The following is a 16672-nucleotide window of genomic DNA, read 5'->3' on the forward strand; positions in this document are numbered from 1 at the left end:
GATTAAATGGAAACATTAAATTCAACTAACAATATTATAAAGCATTATGAAAATCAAAGATTACAACTTTGCCGGTAAAAAGGCTATTGTCCGTGTAGATTTCAATGTACCCCTCAAAGAGGGTAAGATCACTGACGACACTCGTATTCGCGGTGCTGTTCCTACACTGAAGCTCATCCTCGACGAAGGTGGTGCACTCATCATCATGTCACACATGGGCAAACCCAAAGGAAAAGTAAAGCCCGAACTTTCACTGGGTCAGATTAAAGACGCCGTTGCTGCAGCACTCGGTGTACCCGAAGTAAAGTTTGCTCCCGACTGTGCAAAGGCTCAGGAGGCTGCTGCCGCACTGAAGCCCGGCGAAGTGCTCCTGCTCGAAAACCTGCGCTACTATCCTGAAGAGGAAGGCAAACCCGTAGGCATCGACAAGGAGGATCCCGCATACGAAGAGGCTAAGAAAGCTATGAAGGCCAGTCAGAAAGAATTTGCCAAGACTTTGGCATCATACGCTGACTGCTATGTTATGGACGCTTTCGGTACTGCACACCGCAAGCATGCCTCTACCGCTGTTATCGCTGACTATTTCGATGCCGACAACAAGATGCTTGGTCTGCTCATGGAGAAGGAAGTAGCTGCTGTAGATGCCGTTCTCGGCAACATCAAGCGCCCATTCGTAGCCATCATGGGTGGTTCAAAAGTATCTTCAAAAATCGGTATCATCGAGAATCTGCTCGGCAAAGCCGATAAGCTCATCCTCTGTGGTGGTATGACCTATACCTTCGCTAAGGCACATGGTGGCGAGATCGGTCAGTCTATCGTTGAGATGGATAAGCTCGATGTAGCGCTCAACGTAGAGAAGCTTGCTGCTGAGAAGGGTGTAGAGTTGGTAATGGCTCCAGATGCTGTTTGCTGCGACAACCTCGACTTTGCTACCATGACCATTAAGCCCAATTCTAAAATTGAGGTATATCCTTCAAATGCTATCCCTGCTGGTATGGAAGGTCTCGATGCAGGTCCAGAGGCACAGAAGAAATTTGCAGAGGCTATAAAGGGTGCTAAGACCATCCTGTGGAATGGTCCTGCTGGTGTATTCGAGTGCGATGAGTTCACCGCTGGTTCAAAAGCTATTGGTGATGCCATTGCTGCCGCTACAGCAGAAGGTGCATTCTCTCTCATTGGTGGAGGTGACTCTGTTGCATGCTGCACCAAGTTCGGTCTCACCGACAAGGTATCTTACATTTCTACTGGTGGTGGTGCATTGCTCGAAGCCATCGAGGGTAAGGTTCTTCCTGGTGTTGCAGCTATTCAGGGCGAGTAATCCGTCGAACAACATCATATCAAAATGGCTGGACTTTGGTTCAGCCATTTTCTTTTGTGTATTCATCAGATTCAATCTATACAATAAGTATTTTTACCATTATCGGATAATAACGAAGTAAATACTTGTTTACGTTATCTAACAAAGAAAAACAGCGGACTTACTCCCATTCAAGAGCAGTATCCGCTGATTAATTGTTCTTATAAAAAACTTATTATATCCGTTAGAATATTATTCTTCTTCCTTAGTTTCAGCCTCATGCTGTTGGATAAGCTGCTGCTGAACTTCGTTCGGAACAAGCTCATATGACGCAAACTTAGTGGTGAACGAAGCACGACCGCCAGTGATAGAACTGAGAGCTATAGAGTAGTTACTCAGCTCCTTCAAAGGAATCTTAGCAGAAAGTTTCTGATAACCAGCTTCGCTGTCCATACCCATAATAAGTGCACGACGGCCTTGCAGGTCACTCATGACATCACCCATATAGTCAGCTGGTACATATACCTCGAGGTCATAGATAGGCTCAAGAACTTTTGGTCCTGCCTCACGGAACGCAGCCGAGAAAGCATTGCGAGCTGCGAGCATAAATGAGAGTTCGTTAGAATCTACTGGGTGCATCTTTCCGTCATAGACAATAACACGTACATCACGAGCATAAGATCCTGTCAGCGGTCCACGCTCCATACGCTCCATTACTCCTTTGAGAATTGCAGGCATGAAACGAGCATCGATAGCACCACCTACTACAGAGTTGATGAATACGAGCTTACCGCCCCACTCCAAGTCAACAACTTCCTGGTTTTTGACGTTGATACGATATTCCTGACCGCCAAATTTGAATACTGTAGGAGCAGGCATACCGTCGGCATAAGGCTCTACGATCATGTGAACCTCACCAAACTGTCCGGCACCACCCGACTGTTTCTTATGACGATAGTCGGCACGTGCAGCCTTAGTAATAGTTTCACGATACGGAATCTTCGGTTCAATATACTCAATCTTGATCTTCTCGTTGTTTTCCATACGCCATTTCAGTGTACGTAGGTGGAATTCACCCTGTCCACGAACGATAATCTGACGCAATTCCTTTGACTGCTCAACCACCCATGTAGGATCTTCTTGACGCATCTTAGTCAGGGCAGCCATCATCTTTTCGGTTTCTGCCTCGTTAATGGCTTTAACTGCACGTGAATATTTAGGATTTGGATATTTGATAAAATCAAAACGATTGTCGGTATCCTTGTCGTTGAGTGTGTTACCAGTCTTCACGTCCTTCAGTTTGACGGTACAACCAATATCACCAGCGTGCATTTCATCAACAGCAATACGGTTGGCTCCTGCACAAGCATATATCTGAGCAATGCGCTCCTTCGAGCCACGATCAGCATTCTGCAAATCTGCACCAGCCTTAAGTGTTCCGCTCATTACCTTGAAATAAGACACCTCACCAATATGCGGTTCCATACCAGTCTTGAAGAAATAGATAGAAGTAGGACCTGCGGTATCTGGAGAAATTTCCTCACCACGTGTATTGTGCAGTTTAGGCATTTCGCTAACAAAAGGTACTACATTGCCCAAGAATTCCATCAAGCGGCGTACACCCATATCCTTGCCTGCACAAACGCAGAACACAGGGAAGATGCTGCGAGTAACAAGTCCCTTGCGGATACCTTCACGCATTTCATCTTCTGTCAGTGATTCACTCTCGAAGAATTTCTCCATCAGTGTATCATCATTGGCAGCGGCAGCCTCTACCAAGGCAGCATGCATTTCCTTTGCTTTATCCATCTCCTCTGCAGGGATGTCTTCAATGGTTGGTGCACCACCTTCGGGATTCCATGAGTATTTCTTCATCAGCAGCACGTCAATTACTGCATTGAAGCCAGGACCAGTGGCAATAGGATATTGCACAGGCACACACTTGTCGCCATAAATCTCCTTCATATTGGCCAACAGCGAATCGAAGTCGCAATGTTCGCGGTCCAACTGGTTAATGAGGAAGATAACAGGCTTGTTTAATTTGTCTGTATAACGGAAGGCATTCTGTGTGCCAACCTCTGGACCATACTGTCCGTTGATGAGAATCACAGCCTGATCGGTAACGTTGAGGGCGGTAATAGCACCTCCGACGAAGTCGTCAGAACCTGGACAATCGATAATGTTCAGCTTTTTGTTATTCCACTCCACATGGAAGACGGTTGAAAACACCGAGTAACCATACTCCTGTTCAACAGGGAAATAGTCGCTAACGGTATTCTTTTGTTCTACCGTTCCGCGGCGTTTGATAATACCGGCTTCGAAAAGCATACTCTCGGCAAGGGTGGTCTTGCCGCTACCCGCACTGCCGAGCAGTGCAATGTTCTTAATTTCGTTAGTCTGATAAACTTTCATAGGACTATAGTTTTATTAGGTTTTTACGTTTTAAGTTATCGGAGGCTAAAGTTATGAAATTATCCGCGAAAAACAAGCGTTTGCTTTTAAATATTAAACTTTATTAGTACTTTTGCACCCATTATGGCTGGTTTATATCTGCATATCCCGTTTTGTGCGAGCCGTTGTATCTATTGCGGTTTCTATTCTACTGTTGGTCTTGACCTGCAGCAGCGCTATGTTGATGCGCTATGCAAAGAGATGTCACTTCGTCCTACCGAAGAAACCATCACTACCATCTATTTGGGTGGAGGCACACCGAGCCAACTCAGCATCCAACAACTACGTCAGTTGTTCTCATATATAAAAAAGGTGTATCGCCTCCAGTTAGAGGAAGTGACCATCGAATGTAATCCTGATGATGTGACAGCACAATTGGCAGAAGCACTGAAGTCACTTCCTGTCAATCGGGTGAGTATGGGTGTACAGACCTTCGACGACCATAGATTGCAGTTTCTTCACCGTCGCCATAAAGCCAGTCAAGTAAGTACAGCGGTCAAACTACTACGGCAAGGGGGTATTGACAATATCAGTATCGACTTGATATACGGTTTCCCCAAGCAGACTTTACCAGAATGGGACGATGACATCAACCAAGCCATTGCACTCAATGTGGAACACTTATCGGCCTATGCCCTGACCTATGAGGAAGGTACCCCACTCTATCGCATGATGCAACGCGGTGAAGTGGAAGAAATTGATGAGGAACTGTCGAGACAGATGTACGAGCGTCTTATAGACCGTCTGACCGCAACAGGTTTTGAGCACTACGAGATTAGCAATTTTGCAAAACCCACACGTCGGTCGCGCCACAACAGCAGTTACTGGCAAGAAAAGCCATACATTGGATTAGGAGCCGCCGCCCACTCCTTCAATCTTTATGAACGTCTATGGAATGTGGCAGATATCCGACAATACATCGATAGTATAGAGAATGGGTATTTGCCTGTTGAGAGTGAGTCCATCGACGGAGATACCCGTTACAACGACCGCATCACCGTAGCCCTTCGCACCTGCGAAGGACTCGATCTTAACATCCTCACACCGCAACATCGTCAATATTGTCTCCAAGAAGCACAACCGTTTTTAAGCGATGGCCTGCTGGAGCTTACCGACCATCACCTGCATCTTACCCGTCGCGGACTGTTCGTAAGCGACTTAGTGATGAGTTCTTTGATGTTTGTCTGACGACAAAACAAGCCTTTGTCCGTCTTAAATATAAAATAGATATTAAGACTGACAAAAAACAAGTATATGAAGAAAACGCTTTGTGCATTCCTCTTGACAGGATGCACCATGACCATACAGGCACAAGGACTGACCGACACACGCAACAGCCAGCAAACCCATGCCCATAATTTGCCTATTGGTGCTACCCGATGGACAGGAGGTTTTTGGGGAGACCGTTTCAATGTTTTTGCATCAACCGGTATTTGGAACATGTGGAACACTTGGAACAACCCCGATCTTTCTCACGGCTTTCGAAATTTTGAAGTGGCAGCAGGAACCGTCAAAGGAGTACACCATGGACCGCCATTCCACGATGGCGACATGTATAAATGGCTGGAAGCTTGCGCTGCTGTCTATGCTGTGACCAAGGATAAAAAGCTCGACGAACTGATGGATCAGTTTATCCAACAGGTAGCTTTGGCACAGCGCAACGATGGCTACATCCACACACCAGTAGTTATCTCAGAACGTAATGCCGGCATCGACTCACATGCTGGCGACCATACCAATATCGGCATTGAAATAGGCAACGACCATAAAAAGGCCTTTGCCTCAAGGCTGAATTTCGAAACCTACAACCTGGGACATCTGATGACAGCAGGTATCATACACTGGAGAGCAACGGGAAAGAAGACACTTTTCAACTGCGCACAGAAAGCAGCCGACTTCCTTTACGACTTTCTTACCAACGATGCCGCCGAACTATCGCGCAACGCCATCTGTCCGTCACACTATATGGGTGCCGCAGAAATGTATCGTGCCACTGGCAATCCAAAGTATCTGCAACTCGCCAAAGGGCTTATTGCCATACGCGATTCGGTAAAAAACGGAGAAGACCACAACCAAGATCGCATACCTTTCCGTCAACAATATGAAGCCATGGGACATGCCGTACGTGCCAATTATCTCTATGCAGGTGTGGCAGACCTCTATGCCGAGACCGGAGAGGCACAGTTGATGAAGAACCTGACAGCGATCTGGGATGACATTATCCAGCATAAAATCTATATCATGGGAGGATGCGGAGCGCTCTACGATGGAGTATCGCCCGATGGCACAACCTACGATCAGCCCAGCATCCAACAGATACACCAGGCTTATGGTCGTCAGTTTCAGCTGCCCAATGAGGCTGCCCACAACGAAATATGTGCCCAGATTGGACAACTGCTTTTCTCTTGGCGTATGTTTGAAAACACTGCCGATGCCAAATATATAGATAATGTGGAGAACGAACTCTACAATGGTATTCTCAGTGGCATATCGCTCGACGGCAAGCGTTTCTTCTATACCGAGGCACTGCGTCGCACCGCCTCATTCCCCTATACCATGCGCTGGCCCAAAGAGCGACAGGAATACATATCGTGTTTCTGTTGTCCGCCCAACACCCTGCGCACACTATGCGAAGCTCAGGAATATGCTTATGCTGTAAAAAGTGACACTCTCTATGTCAATCTCTTTGGCGAAAATCGTCTGAAAACCGACCGTATCGACATCGAACAGCATACAGCTTATCCCTACGACGGACAGATAGACCTCCATATCCATCAGGCTAAAGGCATCCACACATTGATGGTACGCATGCCGTCATGGGCAAAGTCTGCCACGATAAACGGTCAACAGGCTACAGCCAACAGCTACACGGCGGTAGCTATAGACCAAAAGAAATCACAGACTGTCAGCATCAATATTCCATTGCGCCCACGCTTGATGGAAAGCAATCCGTTGGTTGAAGAAAATAAAAACCAAGTAGCCATCATGTATGGTCCGTTGGTATATTGTTTGGAAAGCAACGATATTGAGGGTGGACATCACATCAACGACATCATCATTCCCACTGACATCCTACTGACTCCCGTCAAGATGACCATCGACGGTCATGAAGTGACAGCCTTGGAAGGAGAGGCTTTGTTGCGCCAAGGCGAAGCATGGAACAACAAAACCCTTTACCGAGAAATCACACAACCAGCCACAAAGACTGCCAAGATCCGTCTGATTCCATATTATGCATGGGACAACAGAGGCAAAACCGATATGAGTATCTGGTTGCCGCTGGACCGTACAGCACCTGTCAACCGCCAACAAACAGCCCATATCGCAGTAGGCCAAAACGAGTCGTTGACAGATGCCATCAGACAAGCCAGAGAGATGCATCGGTTGGGACAAGCCTCCAATGTCACACTGCAGTTGGCTGATAGTGCCACCTATTATATTGACCAACCCATCACCCTGCGACCAGAAGACAGCCATCTGACCATCACTGGAAAAGGAACTACCATCAGTGGAGGTCTCAACCTGTCCGTATGGAAACGGGAAGGGAAACTACTTGTGGCAGATGTTCCCGAAGTGAACGGTCGCCCCATCGATTTCCGACAGTTGTGGACCAACGGCAAGAAAGCTGTTCGTGCACGCGATGTGGCAGACTTTGAGCAGATGAACCGCATCATGACCTACGACAAGAAACGTCAAGAGTTGTGGATTCCGCGACAGGCAGCACAACGCATAGCCAAGGCGTCACATGCAGAAATGGTGCTTCATGAAATGTGGTGCACCTCAAATCTCCGCATCAAATCCATACGCTATGAGGGCGATTCTGCAGCTATCACCTTTCACCAACCCGAAGCACGCTTGCAGTTTGAGCACCCCTGGCCTTCGCCCATGACACCCGACACCAAACATCCATCACCTTTCTATCTGACCAATGCCAAAGAACTCATTGACCAGCCCGGTGAATGGTATCACGACATACAGACCCACAAACTCTACTACATGCCCCGACAGGGCGAGACAGCCTCGTCATTGAAAGCCACCATTCCCCTTTTGGAAACATTATTTCGTGTGGTTGGCACTGCCGAACATCCAGTGGAAAACATCACAATCCAGGGTATCAACTTCTCACATACCACATGGTTGCGTCCGTCAACACAAGGTCATGTGCCCTTGCAGGCAGGAATGTATCTGACTGAAGCCTACAAACTGCGACCGCAGATTGACCGTCCCAACAACCACAAGCTCGACAACCAAGGATGGTTGGGACGTGCAGCCGCTGCTGTAGAAATCTATCACGGCGATGATATTAGTTTTAGCGACTGCCGCTTTGAGCATCTGGGGGGTTCTGGTCTCGACTATCAAATCGGCTGTCAGGGCGGTCGTGTCAGTCAATGTGTATTTACCGATATTGCCATGAACGGTTTGGTCTGCGGTTCGTTCTCACCTGAAGGACTGGAGACCCACCGTCCCTACAAGCCAATGGACCAACGAGAAGTATGTAGCATGCAAACGGTAGCGCAGTCAGAATTCTATGATGTGACCAATGAAGACTGGGGCTGTGTGGCTATTGCCGCCGGATATGTCAACGGAATGAATATCGAACACAACACCATCCACGACATCTCATACACCGGTATCTCGCTGGGATGGGGATGGAATCGCAACCGCACCTGCATGGGTAACAACCGAGTGAAAGGCAATCTCATCTATAATTATGCCCAACACATGTACGACTGTGCAGGCATCTATACCCTGGGCAACCAACCAGGCACTATCATTGAAGAGAATGTAGTGCGCGACATTGCACGCCCTTCCTACGTACACGACCCTGCCCACTGGTTCTATCTCTATACCGATGAAGGATCAAGCCATATCACCCTGCGCAACAACTGGACACCAGAAGAGAAATATCTGAAGAATGCCTGTGGACCGGGCAACACATGGGAGAACAACGGTCCATCAGTAAGCGAATCCATCAAACTGTCTGCAGGACGTGCCAAAAACTAATAGTAAATCCAATAACAAACACTTATAACACTTCGAAACAATGAACAAGAAAAACAGTTTAAAGAGTACTATCGCTGTATCACTGACCAACTATCTCGATGCGGGAGCCATTGTGGCTGGAGCCGCAGGACTGACACTCTGGAAAGACTATTTGCAACTGACCGAAGGTCATCTCGGATGGCTCAATGCCATCAGTGCCAACTGTCTGGGAGCAGCCATTGGTGCCATTATCGGCGGTGTACTTGCCGATAAATATGGCAGAAAAGTGATATACACCTACAATATGCTGGTATATATGACCGGTGTGTTGCTCATTCTCCTGTCCACCAATTTTCCCATGCTGCTGACAGGATTTCTCATCACCGGTGTCAGCGTAGGTGTGGGAGTGCCAGCCTCATGGACCTATATCTCAGAGAGTAGCGAGATAGGTAACAGAGGTCGCAACATCGGCATTTCACAGATGGCATGGGGTGTAGGTCCTACTTTTATCCTGCTGTTTGGAACCCTTTTGGCGCCACCCACAGCAGGTGCAGGAACAGAAGGAATCTGCTTTTATATGGTAGAAGAACTGGCTGCCATGTTTGGTGTAACGGGTAGCGGAGCCGAGCTCAACGTGTATAGCTCACGTATCGTATTCGCCTCATTGTTTCTCGTTGCACTGGTAGCATGGCTTTTACAGCGCCAGCTCGACGAGTCGGCAGAATGGAAAGCCGCACAGGAACGCGAACAAGAGAAACCTTCAGTGGGTTCGGCATTCTCATTTGCCAGTTTGTTGACCAACCGTGTCAACATAGTGACCATCGCATTCCTTGCTGGCATGTATCTCACTTGGAATCTTGTGGCATCGGTGATGGGATTCTTCCAACCCCATATTTTCGAGACAGCCGGTGGCTTGTCTAATGCCGATGCCAACCTATTGACCGTTGGCCAATGGACGTTGATTATCATCACCACTTTCATCTTCTCCATGCTTGTAGATCGTGTCAATCAGCGCTGGCTGTTCTTCATGGGCGGCATATTTGCTATTGCTGCATGGGGAATGGTTATTACCGTAGGGGTGACAAGCATCTGGGGATTGATTATCTATACCGTATTGTGGGGCATACAGGCTGGTTTCTCTGCACAGGCTTTCTATGCGTTGTGGGCATCAGAATTGTTCCCTGCCAAATACCGTGCCGCAGCACAAGGAGTGATGTTCTTCATCGTTCGTAGCCTGTCGGCAGTATGGGGTCTGTGCTTCGTATATATATATGGTGAACATGGCGAAGGCTTTACCGTAGCTGCCTACTGCATGGTTGCCCTACTTGTTATCTCACTGCTCATAGGTACTATCGGTGCACCTGAGACAAGAGGAAAATCACTTGAACAAATCACACACGAACGCTATGGCGATGACATCTAATCCTATGCCGCACGCCACATGGATATGGTATCCTGGTGATTTTGAAGTGTGGCTCGGCAATCAATTCAATAACCGGCGAACAGAACGGGGTGCTATGTTTCCTCCGTTCTGGAAGCAGGATTCCCATTGGCCCACGGTAGAGTTTTCCACTACTGTAGAGTTGGCAGAGGCAGAAACCATCCACATCAAGGCCGAAGGACTGTTCAACTTCATGCTCGATGGCAAATTGCAGTTTGGCATGCCTGATGAATTTCTGATTCCAGCAGGAGCCCACCGACTGAATTTCAAGGTGTGGAATCAATCTACCCCACCCGCACTCTTCATCAAAGGTATGACCATACACAGCAATTCATCATGGTTGGCTACCTATGAAGATAAGATATGGATTGATGAAAACGGAGTAGCTCACGGTTCTGGAATCTATGTTCCGGCTGCGCAATGGAACTTTGACCGCATGGACACTCCACCGTCTGCCTACCGTCTGCCTACACTACGACAAGAACCTGTAGCACAAGAAAGTATTGGCGAAGGCATGCTCTACGACTTCGGACGGGAAACTTTCGGCTACGTCCGTCTGTCTGGACTGGTTGGTGTGGCACATATATACTATGGTGAGAGTCGTGAGGAAGCACTCGACAAAGACCACTGCGAAACGCTCGACGTTGTATCGACCCATCAAGAACTGGGTAGCAAGGCTTTCCGCTATGTCTATGTGGAAACTGCAGACAATAGCCATTACGACAGTTTATCGATGGACTATGAATATGCACCGTATGACGAAAGCCACAGCGGTACATTCGCTTGTTCCGACAAACTGCTCAACAAGATATGGGAAGTGGGCGCTTACACGATGGATCTCACCACACGAGAATTTTTCTTGGATGGTATCAAGCGTGACCGATGGACATGGTCGGGCGATGCCATACAGTCTTATCTGATGAACTATTATCTGCGTTTCGACACCGAATGTGTGAAGCGCACCATACGTCAGCTACGGGGCAAAGACCCTGTCACAGCACACATCAATACCATTATGGACTACACCTTCTATTGGTTTAAGTCCATTCTCGACTATTACCAATATACGGGCGACCTCACTTTCATCAGCGAGATGTATCCGAAGATGTGCACACTCATGGACTATGTTTTAGAGCGTACCAATAGCGATGGACTGGTGGAAGGCAAGGCAGACGACTGGATTTTTGTAGATTGGGTGGATTTCCCCATGCACAAACGAGGGGTATTGGCTTTCGAACAGATATTGTTCTACAAGGCTCTGATGACCATGCACACCTGTGCTACCCTACTCCATCAGACAGACCCCTATCAGCAACTGGCTGAAAATGTGATAGGCAAGACCCGAAAACTCTTATGGGACGATGATCGGCAGGCTTGGGAACATGCCATTGAAGAAGGCGAGATAAACCATCAGATTACGAAGTTTCCCAATATGTTTGCCATTCTCTACGATATTGTAGATGATGCTACGAAGCGCAATATCGTAGACAGCGTGCTGGAAAACAATAAAATAGATCCTATCACCACACCCTATATGCGCTTTTACGAACTGGAGGCACTGTGCATGATGGGCAAGCAAACACAGGTTTTACAAGAGATACGCAACTACTGGGGTGGTATGCTTCGAGAAGGTGCCACTTCGTTTTGGGAAAAATACATTCCTTCTGAACAAGGCACAGAACATCTGGCAATGTATGGTCGCCCTTACGGTAAGAGTCTGTGTCATGCTTGGGGAGCGTCGCCAGTCTATTTGTTAGGGCGTTATTTTCTCGGCATACAGCCCACCCAACCGGGTTATGCAACATGGGAAGCACGCCCCTACTTGGCTGATTTGGAATGGATGGAGGGTCGCGTGCCCACGCCAAATGGCGTAATTCATATCCGGATGGAACGCCATTATATCTGCATCAGAAGTGATGAAGGACGCGGGCGACTATACCTTGGCAACCGATGCTTCGACATCGAACCCAATACGGATTACCACATTCCCATCACATCTGTTTAATAACAGCAAAGCAATCCCACCCATCGGCCATCATACCGAAAGGTGGGATTGACTTATACTTATAGACTACCAAAAAATTAAGTTTTCACATAATCTTCATGTGTTTAAATGATATGAGTTAATTATGACTGCAAAATTAGCAAAAAACGATAGCGAAAGCAAATCTATACATACCCCATAACTACCCTATCAATATTGTTTTGGGCAGCAAATCAATTTATTTTGCTGAGCAAATCAATTTGTTTTCCTCAGCAAATCAATTTGTTTTCCTCAGCAAATCAATTTGTTTTCCTCAGCAAATCAATTTGATTTGCTCACCCACACACCATCTAAAGCGCACCAACAGCCTTTGTCTCTGCTTGTTACACACGTTCTGCAACCTATTGGCAAATATCACTTATACTTGTGTCAGACGTTGGATCATACTTTTGTCAAATGTTGGGCAATACCCGTGGCTAACATTGGGCAATACCCTTGTCAAACGTTATCAAAAGAAAATTGCTCAGTTTATTTCTGAGCAATATTCTTAATTCTTGATGGCTATATATGAGCATCGCGGATACGCTTACCATTCGGTGGCCGAGTGGTCGGATATTTTTTAAAAATCGAATTTTATGGGTCTCCGCCTGCGCGTTACTGATTTGATGTCAAAGAGTCGCTTCAAGACTATTGGTCGGGATTTTCCACATAACCCTGATATTCGGGAGTCAATGACGACATCACCGAATCATAGGCCTGGTGCATCGTGGCTTGAATATTCTGACAACCCTGTCCAATAGGATAAATGGGCTGATGGATAGTGAGTTTGAGCGGATGCCATGTAGCAAAATGACAATCTTTCATGCGAGGCATTACATTGAAAGAACCATTGATAGTCAGCGGAACTACTGGCAACTGGAGTTCATCAGCCAATGCAAATGCACCTTTCTTAAACTTACCCATGTGTCCAGTGAAGCTACGCGCACCTTCAGGGAATACCACAACACTACAATTGCCATGCTGCAAGGTTTCGCGTGCTTTGTCGTAGGTGGCTTTCACATGACTCGGACCGCGCTTATCTACAAAGATTTGGTGAGACTTTCTGCAGGCATAGCCCACAAAAGGAATGCGGCCCAACTGATATTTCATCATCCATTTGAAATTACGACCGAGGAAGCCATAGATGAGGAAAATGTCGAAAGCACCCTGATGGTTGGCAACAAAGACATACGACTGGTTGGGTTCCAGGTGCTCACGTCCCTCTATAGTGACGGGCAACAGGAATATGCGGGCAATGACCTTTGCCCACCAACGACCGGGGTAATAGCCCCAATAGTGACCATTGCCTAATGTGCAACCTACGCCAACAAGGAATGCTGTCCATATAGTCATCAGCACAGTAACGGGAAGTGCTACCAGGATTTGGTATATACGATAAAGGTATTTCATCATTTATAGTGTTTTCTTTAATGTGATTACTACTATTTCGCCTGATATGCCAAGGCGGAAAGGAATGAGTCCGCCAAGTCCTGTGGATACAAACAAGTGGCGACGGCCTTCATGGTAAAGACCTCCCCACTCATCGTATGTGAAGGATACAGGTGACCACCCGAACAGTCGGAGTTGACCGCCATGGGTGTGTCCGCTAAGGGTCAGTTGTGCCCATGATTCGGGCAGTATGCGCGCGCGCCAAGCCGACGGGTCGTGCTCGAGCATAACAACAAATGCACTGCGCTGCAGTCCGGCGAGTGTCTTGCCTACATCGCCACGATGGGGCATGCGCTTGGCAACACCCCAATTTTCCATTCCTGCAACGATAAGCGAATCGCTGCCACGACGTATCGTGCGGTGTTCGTTCAGCAACAGTTGCCATCCGGCACGGCGCTCGTATTCGCAGGTCAACCGGCAGTTGGCGGCTTTTGTTGCCGAATCTGCCTTTTGATAAACAGCATAGTCGTGATTGCCCAAAACCGAATAGACACCATCGGGAGCCTTCAGTCGCGAGAGCTGGGCAAGATGTTCGGGGAGTTCGTGCGGTTCGATATTTTGCAAATCACCCGTAAACACGATCATGTCGGCTCGTTGATTCATGATACTGTCCACCGCTCGTTGAAGCATGGCTTTGCGCCAACCCGTCATCGTTCCGACATGGGCATCGGAAAACTGCACGATGCGATAGCCGTCAAAGGCCTGGGGAAGGTCGGAACAGACTATCGTCACAGGACGTACTGTCAATTGTTGCGAACCAAATGTCCAGCCATAAGCAGTCAAGAGGATGATCACTGCCGCACCGACGACGCCTATCTTGCATCGCCAGCGTCGTGGCAACAGCCAGCGGCAGACGCCATAACACAGCAAAGGTGCAATGACAAAACCTATCAGCAGGAATATCCCATTAACGTATTGAACCATCATAGATTAGAACTCAAGAATTTTCTTACTACCTCGACAGGAAGTCCACGCCTTTTGGCATAGTCAGCCAACTGGTCATGGCCTATACGGCCTATAGAGAAATAATGTGCTTGGGGCAGGGAAATCATCAGTCCGCTTACACTGGCATGGGGTTTCATCGCCCCACTCTCGGTCAGTCGGATGCCTATCTGCTTGAGGTCTATCATTTCGTCCAACACGAAATTGACACTCGTGTCGGGCAATGACGGATAGCCGATAGCCGGACGAATACCTACAAAACGCTCGGCATGAAGTTCGTCTATCGACAATTGTTCGTCGGGAGCATAGCCCCAATAGGTGCGTCTTACCGACTCGTGCATCTTCTCGGCAGCAGCCTCAGCCAATCGGTCAGCCAACAACTGCACCATCATTTTCATATAAGGATCGGTATCGAAATCACGCTCTAAACCATGGTCAACACTGGTGGCAAAGACACCAATACGGTCTTTCACCCCAGACGAAGACGGACGGATAAAATCGGAAAGACACAGGCAATCGCCCGACTGCTGTCGCAATAACGGGATACGATGACCTCCTGCCATGATGTCATCGCCATCGGCATTGGCTTCCAACAGTTCAAAGAGCGCATAGACCTGATACTTTCCGTTGAGTTCTGCCAACACGGCTTCGGCATCCTTGCGTTGCCGCTGTTGAGCCTCAGCATCGCGCAACTGCCATGCATAATAGAAATAAATCCAATTGATGTATGGCACCAACTCACTTATCTCGTAGGTCAGCTTCATCGGAATGCAATCTCTTCTCCTATATAATCTGTATCAACCTTACCGTTGGCATACACCGTATGACCATTGCACAGGGTGCGTTCCACCTGCCAGAGATAGGTGTGTCCTTCCATGGGACTCCATCCACACTTGCTCTGTATGCAGTCGCGAGTCACCGTCCAGGCATGATCGGGACGTACCAATACCATATCGGCATAATAGCCCGGACGCAGGAATCCACGTTGACGAACGCTGAAAAGGCGCGCAGGCTGATGACACATCAACTCCACCAGCCGGTCGATGGTGAGTATGCCTTGATTGACAAGTTCGAGCATGGTGACCAATGAGAACTGTATCATCGGCATTCCACTGGCAGCTCGTTTGCATCCGCCTTCTTTCTGACTCAACAGATGGGGCGCATGGTCTGTACCTATAACACTGATGCGACCATCGGTCAATGCCTGTTGTAAGGCATGGCGATCGCCAACGGTTTTGATGGCTGGGTTGCACTTAATACGGGTACCAAGGGCATTGTAGTCGCGGTCACAGAAGTAAAGATGTGCCACAGTAGCCTCTGCGGTGATATGTGGATAAGCCACAGGATCGATAAGAGTCAGTTCCTTGGCTGTAGTAAGGTGTGCCACATGGAAATGAGTATCATACTTGCGAGCCAGTTCTACAGCGAGACGGGTACTCTCGTAGCACGCTTCTTCACTGCGTATCTCTGGATGATGCGTCACTTTGGGGTCAGGCCCATAAAGGCGCTGAGCCTCCGCCATGTTACGGCCAATGATTTGCGTATCTTCACAATGTGCCATCAACGGCAACGGTGACTCTGCAAAAATGCGTTCCAAGGCCGCTCGCTTATCTACCAACATATTACCGGTAGAAGAACCCATGAAGAGTTTGATACCCGGTATGCGGTGGATATCGAGCGAACTGAAAGTATCTACATTGTAGTTGGTAGCACCATAGAAGAAGCTGTAATTGACATGGCTTTCTTTACTGGCGCGTGCAAACTTATCGGCAAGAGCCTCAGGTGTGGTGGTCTGCGGAACAGTGTTAGGCATGTCGAAAAACGAAGTAACACCTCCGGCTGCAGCGGCACGGCTCTCGCTGTCGATATCTGCCTTGTCGGTCAGTCCGGGTTCACGAAAATGCACATGGTCGTCAATGACACCTGGTAATACGTAGCATCCCGAAGCATCGATACACTCGTCATACGATGCTTCGGGATGATGGTCTGTCACTTCAAGGATGCGCCCGTCGCTGATGATGATATCAGCATCAAATACACGTCCTTCATTAACAATGGTTCCTCCTGATATGATTGTTTTCATACT

At 47.9% G+C, this 16672-nt stretch carries 10 protein-coding genes; 5 read left to right on the forward strand and 5 right to left on the reverse strand.

Annotated features, from left to right (window positions below; translation table 11 throughout):
- Positions 1-46: 46 nt before the first annotated feature.
- Positions 47-1318, forward strand: coding sequence for a phosphoglycerate kinase (gene pgk / locus CIK89_RS01310; protein ID WP_094389632.1), 1272 nt, complete (start codon positions 47-49; stop codon positions 1316-1318).
- A gap of 231 nt (positions 1319-1549) precedes the next feature.
- Here the strand turns inward: pgk and CIK89_RS01315 are convergent, their stop codons facing one another.
- Entirely contained in the window at positions 1550-3709 is a 2160-nt protein-coding gene (locus tag CIK89_RS01315) for a translation factor GTPase family protein (protein ID WP_094389633.1), read from the reverse strand.
- 123 nt (positions 3710-3832) lie between these two features.
- Here CIK89_RS01315 and hemW point away from each other — a divergent pair, with 123 nt between their 5' ends.
- From hemW to CIK89_RS01335, 4 genes are all read left to right on the forward strand, one after another.
- Positions 3833-4936, forward strand: a complete 1104-nt coding sequence (hemW, locus tag CIK89_RS01320) for a radical SAM family heme chaperone HemW (RefSeq protein ID WP_094389634.1) — start codon at positions 3833-3835, stop codon at positions 4934-4936.
- 66 nt (positions 4937-5002) lie between these two features.
- Positions 5003-8752: a beta-L-arabinofuranosidase domain-containing protein gene (locus CIK89_RS13990; protein ID WP_371593133.1), complete on the forward strand. Its 3750-nt coding sequence runs from the start codon at positions 5003-5005 to the stop codon at positions 8750-8752.
- A 40-nt stretch (positions 8753-8792) separates the two neighbouring features.
- Positions 8793-10154, forward strand: a complete 1362-nt coding sequence (locus tag CIK89_RS01330; RefSeq protein ID WP_094389635.1) for an MFS transporter — start codon at positions 8793-8795, stop codon at positions 10152-10154.
- Positions 10138-12177 carry an amylo-alpha-1,6-glucosidase gene (locus CIK89_RS01335; protein ID WP_094389636.1) on the forward strand — a complete coding sequence of 680 codons (2040 nt, stop codon included), beginning with the start codon at positions 10138-10140 and terminating at the stop codon, positions 12175-12177. Before CIK89_RS01330 ends, CIK89_RS01335 begins: the two co-directional genes overlap by 17 nt.
- A gap of 666 nt (positions 12178-12843) precedes the next feature.
- On the opposite strand, the gene CIK89_RS01340 is transcribed toward CIK89_RS01335, so the two are convergent.
- Genes CIK89_RS01340 through CIK89_RS01355 form a run of 4 tightly spaced genes read right to left on the reverse strand, consistent with a single transcriptional unit; the run spans position 12844 to position 16669 of the window.
- Positions 12844-13605 (reverse strand): 1-acyl-sn-glycerol-3-phosphate acyltransferase, encoded by a 762-nt coding sequence (locus CIK89_RS01340; protein ID WP_094389652.1) that lies wholly within the window; start codon positions 13603-13605, stop codon positions 12844-12846.
- 3 nt (positions 13606-13608) lie between these two features.
- Positions 13609-14571 (reverse strand): metallophosphoesterase, encoded by a 963-nt coding sequence (locus tag CIK89_RS01345; protein WP_094389637.1) that lies wholly within the window; start codon positions 14569-14571, stop codon positions 13609-13611.
- Positions 14568-15350 carry a vitamin B12 dependent-methionine synthase activation domain-containing protein gene (locus CIK89_RS01350; RefSeq protein ID WP_094389638.1) on the reverse strand — a complete coding sequence of 261 codons (783 nt, stop codon included), beginning with the start codon at positions 15348-15350 and terminating at the stop codon, positions 14568-14570. Before CIK89_RS01350 ends, CIK89_RS01345 begins: the two co-directional genes overlap by 4 nt.
- Complete coding sequence (locus CIK89_RS01355; RefSeq protein ID WP_094389639.1) at positions 15347-16669, reverse strand: dihydroorotase; 1323 nt, start codon at positions 16667-16669, stop codon at positions 15347-15349. Before CIK89_RS01355 ends, CIK89_RS01350 begins: the two co-directional genes overlap by 4 nt.
- Between the last annotated feature and the right edge of the window lie 3 nt (positions 16670-16672).

Origin of the sequence: Prevotella sp. P4-119, assembly GCF_002251345.1 — a bacterium.
In the GTDB taxonomy this organism is placed as follows: Bacteria; Bacteroidota; Bacteroidia; order Bacteroidales; family Bacteroidaceae; genus Prevotella.

Coding starts and splice junctions, on each gene's coding strand:
- CIK89_RS01340 (WP_094389652.1), bottom strand. CDS start 13,605: ATGAAATACCTTTATCGTATATACCAAATCCTGGTAGCACTTCCCGTT.
- pgk (WP_094389632.1), top strand. CDS start 47: ATGAAAATCAAAGATTACAACTTTGCCGGTAAAAAGGCTATTGTCCGT.
- CIK89_RS01345 (WP_094389637.1), bottom strand. CDS start 14,571: ATGATGGTTCAATACGTTAATGGGATATTCCTGCTGATAGGTTTTGTC.
- CIK89_RS01335 (WP_094389636.1), top strand. CDS start 10,138: ATGGCGATGACATCTAATCCTATGCCGCACGCCACATGGATATGGTAT.
- CIK89_RS01355 (WP_094389639.1), bottom strand. CDS start 16,669: ATGAAAACAATCATATCAGGAGGAACCATTGTTAATGAAGGACGTGTA.
- CIK89_RS01315 (WP_094389633.1), bottom strand. CDS start 3,709: ATGAAAGTTTATCAGACTAACGAAATTAAGAACATTGCACTGCTCGGC.
- CIK89_RS13990 (WP_371593133.1), top strand. CDS start 5,003: ATGAAGAAAACGCTTTGTGCATTCCTCTTGACAGGATGCACCATGACC.
- CIK89_RS01350 (WP_094389638.1), bottom strand. CDS start 15,350: ATGAAGCTGACCTACGAGATAAGTGAGTTGGTGCCATACATCAATTGG.
- CIK89_RS01330 (WP_094389635.1), top strand. CDS start 8,793: ATGAACAAGAAAAACAGTTTAAAGAGTACTATCGCTGTATCACTGACC.
- hemW (WP_094389634.1), top strand. CDS start 3,833: ATGGCTGGTTTATATCTGCATATCCCGTTTTGTGCGAGCCGTTGTATC.